The sequence below is a fragment of the Calidifontimicrobium sp. SYSU G02091 genome (assembly GCF_022631395.1).
Classification (GTDB): domain Bacteria; phylum Pseudomonadota; class Gammaproteobacteria; order Burkholderiales; family Burkholderiaceae_C; genus Calidifontimicrobium; species Calidifontimicrobium sediminis.
Genome location: NZ_JALBGB010000010.1, coordinates 1 through 16,229, shown reverse-complemented (window position 1 = coordinate 16,229; position 16,229 = coordinate 1). Strand labels below are relative to the sequence as shown.

General features: G+C 72.6%; 15 protein-coding genes. 8 read left to right on the top strand and 7 right to left on the bottom strand.

Annotation, left to right across the window (positions count from 1 at the left end; translation table 11 throughout):
* Positions 1–8: 8 nt before the first annotated feature.
* The 6 genes from glgA to MOJ79_RS08285 all read right to left on the bottom strand — a co-directional run bounded on the left by glgA (position 9) and on the right by MOJ79_RS08285 (position 6,509).
* Positions 9–1,493 (bottom strand): glycogen synthase GlgA, encoded by a 1,485-nt coding sequence (gene glgA, locus MOJ79_RS08310; RefSeq protein ID WP_241923736.1) that lies wholly within the window; start codon positions 1,491–1,493, stop codon positions 9–11.
* Complete coding sequence (gene glgC / locus MOJ79_RS08305) at positions 1,490–2,761, bottom strand: glucose-1-phosphate adenylyltransferase (RefSeq protein ID WP_241923735.1); 1,272 nt, start codon at positions 2,759–2,761, stop codon at positions 1,490–1,492. The genes glgA and glgC overlap by 4 nt, the downstream gene beginning before the upstream one ends.
* Before the next feature lie 111 nt (positions 2,762–2,872).
* Positions 2,873–4,015, bottom strand: coding sequence for a branched-chain amino acid ABC transporter substrate-binding protein (locus MOJ79_RS08300; RefSeq protein WP_241923734.1), 1,143 nt, complete (start codon positions 4,013–4,015; stop codon positions 2,873–2,875).
* Between the two features lie 131 nt (positions 4,016–4,146).
* Positions 4,147–4,578 carry a hypothetical protein gene (locus MOJ79_RS08295; RefSeq protein WP_241923733.1) on the bottom strand — a complete coding sequence of 144 codons (432 nt, stop codon included), beginning with the start codon at positions 4,576–4,578 and terminating at the stop codon, positions 4,147–4,149.
* A gap of 12 nt (positions 4,579–4,590) precedes the next feature.
* Positions 4,591–5,028, bottom strand: a complete 438-nt coding sequence (locus MOJ79_RS08290) for a DNA polymerase III subunit chi (RefSeq protein ID WP_241923732.1) — start codon at positions 5,026–5,028, stop codon at positions 4,591–4,593.
* Positions 5,029–5,042: 14 nt separating this feature from the next.
* Positions 5,043–6,509: a leucyl aminopeptidase gene (locus MOJ79_RS08285; RefSeq protein ID WP_241923731.1), complete on the bottom strand. Its 1,467-nt coding sequence runs from the start codon at positions 6,507–6,509 to the stop codon at positions 5,043–5,045.
* Between the two features lie 27 nt (positions 6,510–6,536).
* Between MOJ79_RS08285 and lptF the strand changes: the two genes are divergently transcribed.
* The 5 genes from lptF (at position 6,537) to MOJ79_RS08260 (ending at position 11,334) form a co-directional block, all read left to right on the top strand.
* Positions 6,537–7,628 carry an LPS export ABC transporter permease LptF gene (gene lptF, locus MOJ79_RS08280; protein WP_241923730.1) on the top strand — a complete coding sequence of 364 codons (1,092 nt, stop codon included), beginning with the start codon at positions 6,537–6,539 and terminating at the stop codon, positions 7,626–7,628.
* Positions 7,629–7,632: 4 nt separating this feature from the next.
* Entirely contained in the window at positions 7,633–8,745 is a 1,113-nt protein-coding gene (gene lptG / locus MOJ79_RS08275; protein WP_241923729.1) for an LPS export ABC transporter permease LptG, read from the top strand.
* A complete protein-coding gene (locus tag MOJ79_RS08270) occupies positions 8,742–9,128 on the top strand; it encodes a sirohydrochlorin chelatase (RefSeq protein WP_241923728.1) in 387 nt (128 codons plus the stop codon). Before lptG ends, MOJ79_RS08270 begins: the two co-directional genes overlap by 4 nt.
* Complete coding sequence (locus MOJ79_RS08265) at positions 9,125–10,066, top strand: CysB family HTH-type transcriptional regulator (RefSeq protein ID WP_241923727.1); 942 nt, start codon at positions 9,125–9,127, stop codon at positions 10,064–10,066. The genes MOJ79_RS08270 and MOJ79_RS08265 overlap by 4 nt, the downstream gene beginning before the upstream one ends.
* Positions 10,067–10,173: 107 nt before the next feature.
* Positions 10,174–11,334, top strand: coding sequence for a pyridoxal phosphate-dependent aminotransferase (locus tag MOJ79_RS08260; protein WP_259374391.1), 1,161 nt, complete (start codon positions 10,174–10,176; stop codon positions 11,332–11,334).
* Between the two features lie 17 nt (positions 11,335–11,351).
* Here the strand turns inward: MOJ79_RS08260 and MOJ79_RS08255 are convergent, their stop codons facing one another.
* Entirely contained in the window at positions 11,352–13,283 is a 1,932-nt protein-coding gene (locus tag MOJ79_RS08255) for a hypothetical protein (RefSeq protein ID WP_241923726.1), read from the bottom strand.
* Positions 13,284–13,405: 122 nt separating this feature from the next.
* Between MOJ79_RS08255 and MOJ79_RS08250 the strand changes: the two genes are divergently transcribed.
* The 3 genes from MOJ79_RS08250 to galE form a co-directional block, all read left to right on the top strand.
* On the top strand, positions 13,406–14,197 hold the full coding sequence (locus tag MOJ79_RS08250; protein ID WP_241923725.1) for an oxepin-CoA hydrolase, alternative type: 792 nt from the start codon (positions 13,406–13,408) through the stop codon (positions 14,195–14,197).
* A gap of 207 nt (positions 14,198–14,404) precedes the next feature.
* The gene (locus MOJ79_RS08245; protein WP_241923724.1) at positions 14,405–15,376 is read left to right on the top strand and encodes a UDP-glucuronic acid decarboxylase family protein; all 972 of its coding nucleotides are present in this window, start codon (positions 14,405–14,407) and stop codon (positions 15,374–15,376) included.
* A gap of 13 nt (positions 15,377–15,389) precedes the next feature.
* Positions 15,390–16,229: UDP-glucose 4-epimerase GalE (gene galE, locus MOJ79_RS08240; protein WP_241923723.1), on the top strand; the 840-nt coding region annotated here is incomplete at its 3' end.

Genomic DNA, 16,229 nt, shown 5'->3' with positions numbered 1-16,229 from the left:
TCGCAACCTCAGCGTGCGCCGGCCTTGCGCGGCGTCTCGCGCCGAGCACGCAGCGCCTCGTCGTACAGCGCCAGGTACTGACGCGCCGCGGCATCCCAGGTGAACTGCTGCGCCATCGCGCGGCGAACGACGCGCTGCCACTGCGCCGGCTCGCGGTACAGCGCGATCGCACGCGCCAGCGCGGCCTCGAGCGCGCTCGGGTGCGCGGCGTCGAACACGAAGCCGGTGGCGCGGTCCTCGGCCAGCGCGACCGGGTCGGCGTCGACGACGGTGTCGGCCAGCCCGCCGACACGGCGCACGAGCGGCAGCGTGCCGTAGCGCAGGCCGTACATCTGCGTCAGCCCGCAGGGCTCGAAGCGCGACGGCACGACGATGATGTCGGCGCCGGCCACCAGCCGGTGCGCGCGCGGCTCGTCGTAGCCGATGTGCAGCGCGACCTGCCGCGGATGCTGCTCGGCCGCGCGGCGGAAGGCCTGCTCGAGGGCGTCGTCACCGGTGCCCTGCACCGCGAGCTGGCCGCCGCGCGCCAGCAGCGCAGGCAGCGCGCCGAGCAGCAGGTCGAGGCCCTTCTGCGAGGTCAGCCGGCTGACGACGCCCAGCAGCGGCGCGTCGGCGCGTGCCTCCAGCCCGAACTCGCGCTGCAGCGCGGCCTTGCAGTACGCCTTGCCGCCGAGTGACGTCGCGTCGTAGCGCGCCGCGATCCACGGGTCGGTGGCGGGGTTCCAGACCTCGCGGTCGACGCCGTTGAGGATGCCGCGCACGTCGCTGCCGCGGTCGCGCAGCACGCCGTCGAGGCCGCAGCCGAACTCGGGCGTGGCGATCTCGCGCGCGTAGGTCGGGCTCACGGTGGTGATGCGGTCGGCGTACAGCAGCCCGGCTTTCATGAACGAGACCTGGCGGTGGAACTCGATGCCGTGCGGCCACAGCAGCCGGTGCGACAGCCCGAGCAGCGCGAAGTCGCCGAGCGGAAACAGTCCCTGGTACGCAAGGTTGTGCACCGTGAACACGCTGCCGGCGGGTGTCGTCGGGTGCATCGCGAGGTAGGCGCAGGCCAGCGCGGCGTGCCAGTCGTGCGCGTGGACGATGTCCGGATGCCAGTCCGGGTCGAGCTCGCCGGCGGCCAGGTGCGCCGCAGCCCAGCCCAGCAAGGCGAAGCGCTGCAGGTTGTCGGGCCAGTCGTGGCCGTCGGGGCCGAGGTAGGGGTTGCCGTCGCGGCGGTACAGGTAAGGCGCATCGATCACGTAGGCCGGCGTGTCCAGGCCCTGCAGGCGGCCGTGCAGCAGGTCGACCCGCGCCGCACCGAACAGCGGGCCCAGCCGCGCGACGGTGCGCGCGCCGCCCAGCGCGTCGCCGACGGCAGGAAAGCCCGGCAGCAGCAGCTGCACGTCGGCGCCGCAGGTGGCCAGCGCCTGCGGCAGCGCGCCGAGCACGTCGGCCAGACCGCCGGTCTTGACCAGCGGGAACACCTCGGCCGCGACCTGCAGGACCCTCATGCCGACGCGAGGCGCGCGAGCATTTCGCGCGTGACGAGCGTGATGCCGTTGTCGGTGCGCAGGAAACGGCGCGCGTCGTCGGCCGGATCCTCGCCGATGACCATGCCTTCCGGGATCACGCAGCCGCGGTCGACGACGACGCGCGACAGCCGCGCGTGGCGGCCGACTTCGACGTCGGGCAGCAGCACCGACCAGTCGACCTGCGCGTACGAGTGCACCCGCACGTTGGAGAACAGCAGCGTGCGCCACGTGCGCCCGGAGACGATGCAGCCGCCCGAGACCATCGACTCGATCGCCATGCCACGGCGGTGCGCGAGGTTGTGGACGAACTTGGCCGGCGGCAGCTGCGGCTGGTACGTCCAGATCGGCCAGCGCGTGTCGTACAGGTTGAGCAGCGGGTCGGTCGCCGTGAGGTCGATGTTGGCGTCCCAGTACGCGTCGATCGTGCCGACGTCACGCCAGTACGGCTGCTGGCCGGGCCGCGTGCCGACGCAGCTCAGCCCGAACGGGTGCGCCACCGCGTTGCGCTGCGCGACGGCACGCGGAATGATGTCCTTGCCGAAGTCGTGACTCGACGCCGGGTCGGCCATGTCGTGGCGCAGCGCCTCGAACAGGTACTTCGCGTCGAAGATGTAGATGCCCATGCTGGCCAGCGACGTGTCGGGCCGCCCGGGCATCACCGGCGGGTCGGCCGGCTTCTCGACGAAGTCGGTGATCAGCCGCGAGTCGTCGGTGGCCATCACGCCGAACGCGGTCGCATCGGCCTTGGGCACCTCGATGCAGCCGACTGTGCACGGCCGCCCGTGGGCGACGTGGTCGGCCAGCATCAGCGCGTAGTTCATCTTGTAGATGTGGTCACCGGCGAGCACGACGACGAAGTCGGCGTCGTAGCCGTCGATGATGTCCAGGTTCTGGAACACGGCGTCGGCGGTGCCGCGGTACCAGCTCTCCTCGTCGACGCGCTGCTGCGCCGGCAGCAGGTCGACGAACTCGTTCATCTCCGACTTCAGGAACGCCCAGCCGCGCTGCAGGTGGCGCAGCAGGCTGTGGCTCTTGTACTGCGTGATGACGCCGATGCGGCGGATGCCGGAGTTCAGGCAGTTCGACAGCGCGAAGTCGATGATGCGGAACTTGCCGCCGAAGTACACCGCCGGCTTCGCGCGCCGGTCGGTGAGGTTCTTCAGCCGGCTGCCGCGTCCCCCGGCCAGCACCAGCGCGACGGCGCGCTTGGGCAGGTCGAAACTCGATGCCAGATCCACCGGGGTCATGCAGGTCTCCTCGCTGCGCGACGACGCCTCGGAGGCGCCGGCCTCGGATGATGCAACGAAAAAGGCGCCGGCCTCGCGGCCGGCGCCCTGCGTTCACGTCGATCGGACGACTCAGCGCACGACGGCGAGCTGCTCGCGCTTGCCACCCTTGTAAGTGAACAGCGTCAGCGCACCGTTCTTCAGGTCGCCCTTCTCGTCGAAGGCGATCGTGCCGGTCACACCCTTGTAGCCGCTGGTCTTGGCCAGTTCAGGCAGGTACTTCGCCGGGTCGGCGCTGCCGGCCTTGACCATTGCCGCGACCATCACGTTGACGGCGTCGTAGACGTACGGCGCATACAGCTGCACGTCGATGCCGAAGCGCTTCTTGTAATCGGCCTTGAACTTGTCCATGCTGGCCTTGAATTCGCCTTCGACACCACCGGCCTCGGCGCAGATGACCTGCCCGTCGGCCAACGTGCCGGCAGCAAGCTTCGGCAGCTCGCCCGAGCAGATGCCGTCGCCGCCCATGAACTTGGCGTTGATGCCGAGCTGCTTCATCTGGCGCAACATCGGGCCGGCCACGGCGTCCATGCCGCCGAAGAAGACGACGTCGGGGTTCTTGCCCTTGATGCTGGTCAGGATCGCAGTGAAGTCGGTCGCCTTGTCGTTCGTGAACTCGCGCGCGACGACGCTGCCGCCCTTGCTCTTGACGCCCTTTTCGAACTCGTCGGCCACGCCCTGGCCGTACGCGGTGCGGTCGTCGATCACGGCGATGCGCTGGCCCTTGAGCGTCTCGACCGCGTAGCGGCCCAGCGTGCCACCGAGGTGCACGTCGTCAGCGACGAGGCGGAACGCCGTCTTGTAGCCCTGGCGCGTGTAGCGCGGGTTCGTCGCCGACGGGCTGATCTGCGGGATGCCGGCGTCGAAGTACAGCTTCGACGCGGGAATCGTCGTGCCCGAGTTCAGGTGGCCGACGACGCCGTTGACCTTGCTGTCGATGAGCTTCTGCGCCGCTGCCGTGCCCTGCTTCGGGTCGGCCGCATCGTCCTCGGCGAGCAGTTCGAACTTGGCCTTGCGCCCGCCGATCGTCACGCCCTTGGCGTTGAGCTCTTCGATCGCCATGCGCGCGCCGTTCTCGTTGTCCTTGCCCAGATGCGCGATCGCGCCGCTGGTCGGGCCGACGTGGCCGATGCGCACGACGAGATCCTGCGCCGAGACGCCGCCGGCCAGGATCAGCGCCGCCGACGCGGCGATCAGTTTCGCTTTCAGTTGCATTCAGTACCTCCGTGGGGATGCGTTGAGCGATGGGAATGTTTCTCAACGCCAGCAACGATACTCGAAATTGTCATGAATCTCGTCCGGGGAACCCGCAACCCCGCCGTGCAGCGGGCCAAGCTCGTTCGCCGCTACGGGCCTGCGCGCGGATCGTCGGCCGGCGCCGCGGGGCGGGTCAGCGCGTCGCGCACCGCGGCAGCGACGCACGCATGCACGTCATCGGCGAGTGTGCGTCGCGCGTGCGCGAGCAGCGCTTGCGCGACGGCTGCCGACGCCGCGCGCAGGCGCGCGTCGACGAGCGCCTCGAGCTGCGGTGCGAGCCGGCGCGCCAGCTCGTCGGCGACGGCCTGCGGATCGGCCGCGAGCGCGGGCGCCGCTTGCTGAGCGGCCAACGAAAGCGGCGCCACGGCGGGGCCGTCGCCGGGCGTCTCGACGGGCTCGACGAGCACCGGCAGCGGCTCGGCCGGTGTCGGCGGCGCCGACGGCGTGGCGGCGTCCAGCACTTCGGTCAGCGTCGGCACGCGGGCCGGCTGCACGGGCGGATCGAAAGTGCGCAGGTTCATCGCAAGGCACCCTCAGCCGTCACCGTCGCGGGCGTGGTGGGTGACGCTCCAGCCCGCGCTCTTGTACGCCTGCCAGCGCTGGCGGCCGGCCTGCCGGTCGGCGTCGCTGGCGCCGACGAGTTCGATCACGCGCGCGTAGCGGCCGGCGTCGGCGGCCTGCGCGGGCCCCAGATTGACCAGCACGTCGCACTGCGGCGCGCGCGCCCCGTCGTCGACGAGCCAGATCGGCGTGCGCGCGAGCCGCGGCGCCGGCGACGCGCCGGCGGCCAGGCGCACGTGCGGCACGAAGCCCTGCGGCTCGAAGGTCCACAGCGCGGCGTCGAGCCGCCCGAGCGTCGCCGCATCGGCGGTGACGGCCACGCGCTGGCGCTGCCGCCACGCCTTGCGCAGCAGACGGCACGCGTACTCGACCTTGTCGGGCAGTCCGGTGTGGAACGCGACTTCGGGCACCCTGCCGCTCCGCGTCAGGCGGCGCGCGCAAGCACGAAGTGCGTCAGCAGCCCCACGGGCCGGCCGGTCGCCCCCTTGTGCGCGCCGCTCTTCCACGCCGTGCCGGCAATGTCGAGGTGCGCCCACGGCAAGTCTTTCGCGAAGCGCTGCAGGAACTTCGCCGCCGTGATCGCGCCACCGGCACGCGGGCCGACGTTGGCCATGTCGGCGAAGTTGCTCTTCAGCGCCTCGTCGTACTCGGTGTCGAGCGGCATGCGCCACGCGGTGTCGAGCGCCGCGGCACCGGCGGCGAGGAGGTCGGCGGCGAGTGCGTCGTCGGCGCTGAACAGGCCGCTGTGCTGGTGGCCGAGCGCGATCACGCACGCGCCGGTCAGCGTCGCGACGTCGACCACCGCCTGCGGCTTGAAGCGCGCCGCGTAGGTCAGCGCGTCGCACAGGATCAGCCGGCCCTCGGCATCGGTGTTGAGGATCTCGATCGTCTGCCCCGACATCGAGGTCACGACGTCGCCCGGTTTGACGGCGCGCCCGCCGGGCATGTTCTCGCACGCCGGGATCAGGCCGACGACGTTGACGCGGGGCTTGAGCTCGGCGAGCGCGCGCAGCGTGCCGAGCACGCTGGCCGCGCCGCTCATGTCGAACTTCATCTCGTCCATCTCGGCAGCCGGCTTGATCGAGATGCCGCCGGTGTCGAACGTGATGCCCTTGCCGACCAGCACGATCGGCGCGTCGCCCTTGCCCGCACCCTGGTAGCGCAGCACGATGAAGCGCAGCGGCTCGTGCGAGCCGCGCGCGACGGCGAGGAACGCACCCATGCCGAGCTTCTCGACGTCCTTGCGGTCGAGCACCTCGGCCTTCAGACCGTGCGACTTCGCCAGCGCCCGCGCCTGTTCGGCGAGGAAGGTCGGCGTGCAGTGGTTGGCCGGCCGGTTGGCGCACTCGCGCGCCAGCGTCACGCCGGCAGCGATCGCCTGTCCACGCACGAGGCCGCGCTGCAGCAGCGCCGCGCGCGGCTTCGCGCACAGCAGCGTCACCGCGGCCAGCGCCGGCGCCGCGGGCGCGCTCGGCTTGGTGTGCCGGTAGACGTAGACCGCCTCGGCCACCGCGACCGCGAGCGCCTCGGCGTGGCGGTCGTCGATCGCGTCGGTGTCGTCGGCAGCCACCGCCACGGCCAGGCGCTTGACGCCCGGCACCTTCAGCGCAGCGAGCCCCGCCGCCACCGCGGCCTTGAACGCCTTCGGCGTCGGCTCGGTGGCCGCCGCCAGCGCGACCCGCACCGCCTTGAACCCCGCCGGACGGTGCAGGTACAGCACGCGCGCGGGCTTGAACTCGAAGTCGCCGTGCTCGAGCGCGTCGGCCAGCAGCGGCGCCAGCGCCGCGTCGAGCCCGCGCGGCGCTGCCGTGCCGACGACGACGACCAGCAGTGCGTCGGCCGCGACGCCGGCGACGCCGGCTGCCGGAAGGGTCTGGGTGCGCAAGTCCATAATGAGGCGAAGTTCTCAGATCGACTGATGTTATTCGATACCTCGGTGCGCCGAGAGCTCGCGCGCACCTTCGGCGCGACGATGGTCGTCATCGTGACCATCGTGATGACGATGTTCCTCGTGCGCATGCTCGGCCAGGCCGCGCGCGGGCAGGTCGCGCCACAGGACGTGATGCTGCTGATGGGCTACGTCGCACTCTCCGAGCTGCCGACGGTGCTCGCGCTGTCGCTGTTCGCCGCCGTCGTCGTGACGATCGGGCGCATGTACCGCGACAGCGAGATGGCGATCTGGTTCGCTGCCGGCATCGGGCTGTCGCGCTTCGTGCGCCCGGTGCTGCGCACCGCGTGGCCGGTGCTGGTCGTCATCGCGCTGCTGGTCGTGTTCGCGCGTCCGTGGAGCCAGCGCACCAGTGCCGACCTGCGCGAGCAGTTCGAACAGCGCAGCGACCTGTCGCGCGTCGCGCCCGGCGTGTTCCAGTCGTCGCGCGACGGCAGCCGCGTGTTCTTCATCGAGAGCCACTCCGAGCGCGACGCCGACGCGCGCAACGTGTTCGTGCTGAACTCGCGCGGCGACCGCGAATCGGTGACGACCGCGCTGGCCGGGCGGCTCGAGTCCGAAGGCGAGCGCCGCTACCTCGTGCTCGACCACGGCCAGCAGAACGACACGCGCCTCGACTCGGGCGTGATGACGATGGCCCGCTTCGAGCGCTACCGCATGCTGGTCAGCGAGCGCGCGGCGCAGCGCGCGCAGGAGCGCCCGCCGCGTGAGCAGTGGACGCACGAGCTGCTGCGCGACCCGCAGCCGCGCCAGCAAGGCGAGCTGGCGTGGCGCATCGGCCTGCTGTTCGGCGCCGGCAACCTGCTGCTGCTGGCCGTCGGGCTGTCGGCCAGCGACCCGCGGCGCCCGGGCAACTGGAACCTCGTGTTCGCGCTGCTGGGTTTCGTCGTCTACTACAACCTGATCTCGCTGATGCAGGCCTGGGTCGCGGGCGGCCGCGTCGGGCTCGGCGTCGCGGTGTTCGGGCTGCACGGCACGGTGTTCGCGCTCGCGCTGGCGCTGATCTGGTGGCGCGAGAACGCCGCCGTCGCGACGCTGCGCCTGTGGCGCCGGGGAGGTTGAGCGCGTGCGCACCGTGCGTCGCCTGCTGTACCGCGACATCGTCGGCGCGGTCGTCTTCGTCGCGCTGGCGTTCCTCGCGCTGTTCTTCTTCGTCGACCTCGTCGACCAGCTCGGCACCGCGATGCGGCGCGGCTACCCGACGTGGACCGCCGTGGCCGTCAGCCTGCTCGAGGCACCCGGCAACCTGTACGAACTGCTGCCGATCGCGGTGCTGATCGGCACCATCTTCTCGCTCGCGCGGCTGGCGCAGTCGACGCAGTTCACGATCCTGCGCACCAGCGGCCTCGGCCCCGGGCGCGCGCTGGCGCTGCTGGCCGCCCTCGGCGCCGTCTTCGCGGTGGCGACGCTGCTCGTCGGCGACTACGTGGCGCCGTGGGCCGACCAGCGGGCCCAGCGCCTGCTGCTCGACACCGGCGGCGCGCGCGCCGGCACGCGCGGCGGTGCCTGGCTGAAGGACCGCTATGTCCACGACGGACAGCCGCGCTCGGTGTCGGTGCACGTGCAGCGCCTGCGTGCCGACGGCGAGCTGGGCGGCGTGCGCCTGTTCGTGCTCGACGACCGCCAGCGGCTCGTCGAGCAGGTCGTGGCCGAGTCGGCGCGCATCGACGACGACGCCGTGTGGCACCTGAAGGACGTCGAGCTGCGGCAGTGGCCCGTGGGCAGCGACGGCGCGACGCCGGCGGTGACGACGCGCAGACTCGACGCGTGGCAGTGGCCCGGCACGCTGCGCGCCGACGTCGTCAAGGCCGCCGTGCTGCCGCCGAACACGATGTCGACCGCCGAGCTGTGGGCCTACGTGCGGCACCTGCGCGCACAGGCGCAGGACGTGCAGCGCTACGAGATCCAGTTCTGGAAGAAGGCGCTGTACCCGCTGGCGTGCCTCGTGATGGTCGCGCTCGCGCTGCCGTTCGCGTACCTGCACGCGCGCAGCGGCGGCATCAGCGTCAAGGTCTTCGGCGGCGTGATGCTGGGCACCAGCTTCATGCTGCTCAACAGCCTGGCGGGCCACCTCGGCACGCTGCGCGACTGGACGCCGTGGCTGGCCGCGGGCCTGCCCGGCATCGTCTACCTCAGCCTGTCGCTGGCCGCGTTCGCGTGGCTGGTGCGCTACCGATGAACGCGACGACGAAGACCGGCTACCTGCTGTTCGCCCACGGCGCGCGCGACCCGAACTGGGCGCTGCCGTTCGAGGCCGTCGCTGCCCGGCTGCGCGCGCAGCGCCCGGGCGCCGGCGTGCGCGTGGCCTTCCTCGAATTCATGGCGCCCGACCTCGGCAGCGCCGCCGACGCGCTGGTCGCCGAGGGCTGCACGCACCTCGAGGTCGTGCCGCTGTTCCTCGGCGCCGGCGGCCACGTGCGCAAGGACGTGCCGCCACTGCTCGACGCCGTGCGCGCACGCCACCCCGGCGTCACGGTGCGGCTGCACCGCGCGGTGGGTGAGCGCGACGAACTCGTCGCCGCGATGGCGCAGGCGGCGATCGCGCTGGCCGAGACACCATGAACCTGCACCAGTTCCGCTTCGTGCAGGAGGCCGTGCGCCGCGGCCTGAACCTGACCGAGACCGCCAAGGCGCTGCACACGTCGCAGCCGGGCATCAGCAAGGCGATCCTCGAGCTCGAGGAGGAGCTCGGCGTCGAGATCTTCGCGCGCCACGGCAAGCGCCTGCGCCGCGTGACCGAGCCCGGCCAGCAGGTGCTGCGCTCGATCGAGATCATCATGCGCGAGATCGCCAACCTCAGGCGCATCGGCGAGGAGTACAGCCTGCAGGACGCCGGCACGCTGTCGATCGCGACGACGCACACGCAGGCGCGCTACGTGCTGCCCGAGCCGGTGGCGCAGCTGCGGCGGCGCTACCCGAAGGTGCACGTGACGCTGCACCAGGGCGCGCCCGAGCAGGTCGCGCGTATGCTGCTCGACGACGCCGCCGACATCGGGCTGGCCACCGAGTCGCTGGCCGAAATCGACGGGCTCGTCTCGCTGCCGTGCTACGAGTGGCAGCACGTGCTCGTCGTGCCGGCGTCGCACCCGCTGGCCGCCGTCGAGCGGCCGACGCTCGAGCAGATCGCCGCCGAGCCGCTGGTCAGCTACCAGAGCGCCTTCGCCGGGCGCCGGCGCATCGACGCCGCGTTCGCGCAGCGCGGCCTCGCGCCGCGCGTCGTGCTCGAAGCGATCGACTCCGACGTCATCAAGACCTATGTGCGGCTGGGCCTGGGCGTCGGTCTCGTCGCCGAGATGGCGATGGCCGGCGAGACGGCCGGCGACCTCGTCGCGCATCCGGTGGGCCACCTGTTCGGCAGCAACGTCGCGCGGGTGGCGTTCAAGCGCGGCGCGTACCTGCGCCACTTCGTCTACGCCTTCGCCGAGCTGCTGTCCGAGCGGCTGCCGCGCGCGCTGATCGAGCGCGCACTGGCCGGCGGCGGCGAACACTTCGACCTGTGACCCCCTCCCGAAGCGCCCTGCACGCCCGCCCGCCGGCGGGACGCCGCCCGCGAGCCGCTCAAGCCGGCTGGGCCGCGGGCGCTCGACACCGCCTCTGACCCGACACCATGGCCATTTCCCGCACTCCCCCGCTGCCCAGCCGCCTGCCGCACGTCGGCACGACGATCTTCACCGTGATGTCGGCGCTCGCGCAGGAGCACGGCGCCGTCAACCTCGGACAGGGCTTCCCCGACTTCGACGGCGACCCGCGCCTCATCGACGCCGTTGCCGACGCGATGCGCGCGGGGCTCAACCAATACCCGCCGATGGCCGGCGTGCCGGCGCTGCGCGAGGCCGTGGCGGCCAAGATCGAGGCGCTGTACGGCCACCGCTACGACCCGGGGCGCGAGATCACGATCACCGCCGGCGCGACGCAGGCGATCCTGACCGCGATCCTCGCCTGCGTGCACCCGGGCGACGAGGTGATCGTGCTCGAGCCGTGCTACGACAGCTACGGCCCGAACATCGAGCTGGCCGGCGGCACCATCGTGCGCGTGCCGCTGACACCGGGCACGTTCCGCCCGGACTTCGATCGCATCGCCGCGGCGATCGGGCCGCGCACGCGCGCGATCATCGTCAATTCGCCGCACAACCCGAGCGCGACGACGTGGAGCCGCGACGACCTCGAGCGTCTGGCGACGATCCTGCGCCCGACCGACGTGCTGCTGATCAGCGACGAGGTCTACGAGCACATGGTCTACGACGGCCGCACGCACGCCAGCGCCGCGTCGCACCCCGAGCTCGCCGCGCGCGCGTTCGTCGTCTCGAGCTTCGGCAAGACCTACCACGTGACCGGCTGGAAGGTCGGCTACGTCGCCGCGCCGGGGCCGCTGGCCGACGAGTTCCGCAAAGTGCACCAGTTCAACGTGTTCACCGTCAACACGCCGGTGCAGCACGGGCTGGCGCGCTTCATGGTCGACCCGGCGCCGTACCTGGAACTCAGTGCGTTCTACCAGCGCAAGCGCGACCTGTTCCGCGCCGGGCTGGCCGCGACGCGCTTTCGGCTGCTGCCCAGCGAGGGCAGCTACTTCCAGTGCGTCGACTACTCGGCGATCAGCGACCTCACCGAAGCCGCGTTCTGCCGCTGGCTGACGACCGAGGTCGGCGTCGCGGCGATCCCGCTGTCGGCGTTCTATGCCGGCGGCTTCGAGCAGCGCATCGTGCGCTTCTGCTTCGCGAAGAAGGACGCGACGCTGGACCTCGCGCTCGAGCGCCTGGCGCGGCTGTAGCGCGCAGGCGGCGAAGCTCAGTCGCTCGCCGCCGTCGCGACGTCGCTGAAGTCGGGCGCGACCTCGCGGTCGCGCCGCGGCTCGCGGCCCCCGGTGTCAGCGCTGGCCTTGCGGCGCGGGCGCCGCGCTTTCGGCGCCGGCCGCGCGGCGGGCGCCGCATCATCATCGACGAGCGCCAGCTCGAGCGGCGCCGAGATCGCGACGTCGGCGGCCCCTGCCTCGAGCGCACGCTCGCGCGCGACCTGGTACAGCAGCAGCAGGTCGTCGAACGCCGGCAAGTCGAACGGCGGCGCGTCGCTCGCGCCGGGCAGCAGCAGCGACTCGATCGTGCGCTGCACCGCGACCGCATCGGACCACTGCGCCTCGATCGTCGCCAGGCACGCGCAGGCGTCGAGACCGCGCTGCGCCGCCGCGGCGTCTTCCCACGCCGGCGCGCGGGCATTGAAATGCTCGGCGAAACGCGCCGCCAGCCGCTCGTACGACTCGCGCTCGCCGAGGCGCCGGTACAGGTCGAACAGGCGCAGATACGGCATCGGGGCGCGACCGGCCGAGCGGCGCAGGCGGTCGCGCAACAGCTCGACCGCGGCCTCGTCCTGGCCGAGCACGGCGAGGAATTCGACCTGCTGGTCGAGGTCGATCTGCTCGTCGACGCTCATGCCCAGCACGCCCAGCACGTCCAGCCCGCGCAGGGCCACCGGCTGCAGCGTGTTGGCATCGGCGTGTGCCGCGACAGGCGCCGCGGGCGCGACGTCGGCGCCGGTCGGCCGGGCCGCCGCGACGGGCGCAGCCGGCCATGCGCGCGCGCCTTCGGCCGAGGCAGCCGCGTGCGGCGCGGACTCGACGCCCAGCGTTTGCGTCGCCACCGTCGGCACCGATACATGCGACGCGGTCGTCGTCGTGGCCCCGTCGCCGCCGGCCTGCCCGTGCCACCACGCGCGCTGCGCCTGCTGCCGCGTGCGCCATGCGAGCCCGGCCGACAGCAGCGTCGACGCGGCGAGAACGCCCGCGACCAGCGGCCACCACGCCGCCTGCGAGCGCACCTCGGCGAGGTCGCGCTGCAGCGCCTGGATCGCTGCACGGTCGGCCTTCGCGTCGGTCTCGCGGCGCGCGAGCGCGGCTTCGAGCTCGGCGATGCGCTGCTGGGCCTGCGCCGCGGCGGCCTGCGCGGCGTGCAGGGCCTGCTCGGCCGCTTCGGCACGTGCCTGCGCGGCCTGCACGTCGGCCGCCGGCTCGAGCAGCTCGAGCTGCAGTCGCGGCTGCACGGGCCGCGCCGCCGTGCGGGTGGTGGGGGTCCGCGGCTGCGCCTTCCCGCCGGCGCGCGGGCGCTCGGCGCGCGTCGAGTGGCGCTCGGCGCGTGCCGCCGTGGCGGCCGCAGTGCGCGCCTCGCGCACGGGGGGCGACCGGTGCGCAGCGGCCGGCTCGGCGGCCACCGACGCCGCGGCCTCGGCCGGTGCGGACGGGGACGTGACGACCGGCGCGACGGGAACCGGCGCCTCGGCGGCCGTCGGCACCGCCGCCTCGCTGGCCGCCGCCACCGCCGGCAACTCGGGAAACAGCACGAAGCTGCGCACCAGCCGCGCCGGGCAGCCGGCCGCGACGGTCAGCGACACGATCGGCTCCTCGACAGCGACGCCGCTGCGCACGCGCAGCATCACCCGTGCGGGATCGGCCGCCGGCTCGAGACCCACGGCCAGCAGCTCGCGGGCGAGCCGCGATTCGCCGAGCGTGACGTCGACCTTCACGCAGTCGCGCTCGAGCACCTCGCCGGCAGCCAGCTGGATCGGCAGCGCGAGGTTCAGCGGCTGCCCGATCACGATCGGCGTGCGCGCGCTGCCGATCGACAGCGCCGCTGCCGGCGCGCACGCCAGCGCCGCGGCGAGCGCGAGGGCACTGGGCGCCAGGATGCTCGGCGCGACGGCATGCAGCAGGCGGGGCAGGACGGGCGACACGATCGGTTGCAGTTGGTTGGGTAACTCTATCGGCGCGGCCGCCGCGCAATTGAGTGAACAGGCCGGTGCCTGCGTGCCAGAATCGCGCGCCGCCGCCGATCCGTTTCCCGCCCGACGCCGCGATGCCGTCCGAACTGCTGACCGCCCGCCACGGCACGACGCTCGTGCTCACGCTCAGCGACCCGGCCACGCGCAACACGCTGTCGCCACAGGCCTACGCGGCCGGCATCGAGGCGCTGCAGACGGCCGAGTCGAGCGACGACATCCGCTGCGTCGTGCTGCGCGGCGACGGCACGCACTTCTGCGCCGGCGGCGACATCCAGCGCCTGCGCGCGACGCGGCTGCGCGACGACGGTGGCGGCCCCGCCGCGCAGCGCGCGTCGATCGACCAGTTCCACGGCCTCGTCGAAGCGCTGCGCGCGTGCCCGAAGCCGGTGATCGCCGCCGTCGAGGGTTGGGCCGCCGGCGGCGGCTTCTCGCTCGCGCTGGCGTGCGACCTGATCGTCGCCGCCGACGACGCGCGCTTCGTGATGAGCTACGGCCGCATCGGCCTGTCACCCGACGGCGGCGCCAGCTGGCACCTCGCGCAGCGGCTGCCGCGCGCGCTCGCGCTGCAGCTGCTGTGGCTGGCCGAGCCGGTCGACGCGGCGCAGATGCAGCGCTGGGGCCTGGTCAATCAGGTCGTGCCGGCCGGCGAGGCGCTGCCCGAGGCGCTGCGGCTGGCCGAGCGGCTCGCAGCAATGGCGCCGAACGCGCTGGCCAGCGCGAAGGAACTCGTCGACGCCGCGCCGGCACGGCCGCTGCGCGCGCACCTCGACGACGAGCGCGAGCACTTCGTCGCCAACCTGTTCTCGCCCAACGGGCTCGAGGGCCTGCAGGCCTTTCTCGACAAGCGCGCGGCGCGCTTTCGCTGACGCCGCGCGAAGGGTGCCCGCGCCGGCCCGGCGCGACTCAATCGTCCCGCAAGTGTTGCGAGAAAACCACATTTTGTCGCGGAGGAGTGCCTCGATCGCGCGACGCGCAGCCCCAGTGCCGTTGCGCGTCAACCGGAACCGGGGGCGCCGCGTTGGAGGTGCCACGGGCGCCGAAGGCGCCCGTCAGTCCAACCACGAGAGGGGCGCATGGAGGAAAGCAAGAAGATCGTCGTCACCGGCGGCGCCGGGTTCATCGGTTCGCACCTTTGCGAGCGGCTGCTCGCCGCCGGTCACGAAGTGATCTGCGTCGACAACTTCTACACCGGGCGCAAGGCCAACATCGCGCACCTGCTCGACCACCCGCGTTTCGACGTCGTGCGGCACGACATCACCGAGCCGCTCGTGCTGCAGGCCGACGAGGTCTACAACCTCGCCTGCCCCGCCTCGCCCGGCCACTACCAGGCCGACCCGATCCACACGATGAAGACGAGCGTGCTCGGGTCGATCAACCTGCTCGGCCTGGCGCGCCGCACCGGCGCCAAGAGCCTGCTCGCCTCGACCAGCGAGGTCTACGGCGACCCGCTCGTGCACCCGCAGCCCGAGAGCTACTGGGGCCACGTGAACCCGTGCGGCGTGCGCTCGTGCTACGACGAGGGCAAGCGCAGCGCCGAGGCGCTGTACTTCGACTACCACCGCCAGCACGGCATCCCGATCAAGGTGGTGCGCATCTTCAACACCTACGGCCCGCGCATGCGTCCCGACGACGGGCGCGTCGTCTCGAACTTCATCGTGCAGGCGCTGATGGACGAGCCGCTGACGATCTACGGCGACGGCCAGCAGACGCGCTCGTTCTGCTACGTCGACGACCTCGTCGACGGCCTGATGAAGATGATGGCCTCGCCCGACGAGGTGCTCGGCCCGATCAACCTCGGCAACCCCGGCGAGTTCACGATGCTCGAGCTCGCCGAGGCCGTCAAGCGGCTGACCAACAGCCGCTCGCGCATCGTGCACGAGCCGCTGCCGCAGGACGACCCGAAGCGCCGCCAGCCCGACATCACGCGCGCGCGCGCCGTGCTCGGCTGGCAGCCGGTCGTGCAGCTCGAGCAGGGGCTGCTGCGCACGATCGCCTACTTCGAGGCGCAGCTGTCGCGCGGCGCGGTGCAGCTCGTCGCCGCCTGATTCCGGAGTCTCCATGACGCAACGCCGCGTCCTCGTGACCGGTGGGGCGGGCTACATCGGCAGCCACACCTGCAAGGCGCTGGCGGCCGCTGGCCACGTCCCGGTCACGTTCGACAACCTGAGCACCGGCCACCGCGACGCGGTGCGCTGGGGCCCCTTCGTCGAGGGCGAACTCGCCGACCGCGCGCTCGTCGAGCGCACGCTGGGCGAGCAGCGCATCGACGCCGTGATCCACTTCGCCGCCAGCGCCTACGTCGGCGAGTCGATGAGCGACCCGGCGAAGTACTTCCGCAACAACGTCGTGCACACGCTGGCGCTGCTCGAGGCGATGCACGCCGCCGGCGTGCGCCACATCGTGTTCTCGTCGACCTGCGCAACCTACGGCGTGCCGCGCGTCGTGCCGATCCCCGAGGACCATCCGCAGCAGCCGGTCAACCCGTATGGCGAGAGCAAGCTGTTCGTCGAGCGTGCGCTGCACTGGCACGGCGTCGCGCACGGGCTGCACTGGCTCGCGCTGCGCTACTTCAACGCCGCCGGCGCCGACCCCGACGGCGAGATCGGCGAGGTGCACGACCCCGAGACGCACCTGATCCCGCTGGCGATCCAGGCCGCGCTCGGCCAGCGCGGGCCGCTGCAGGTGATGGGCACCGACTACGACACGCCCGACGGCACCGCGGTGCGCGACTACATCCACGTGACCGACCTCGCCGACGCGCACGTGCGCGCGCTCGCGCACCTGCTCGGCGGCGGCGCGAGCGGCGCGCTGAACCTCGGCACCGGCCGCGGCCATTCGGTGCGCGACGTCATCGCGGCCGTCGCGCGCGGGGCCGGGCGGCCGGTGCCGGCGCACGAC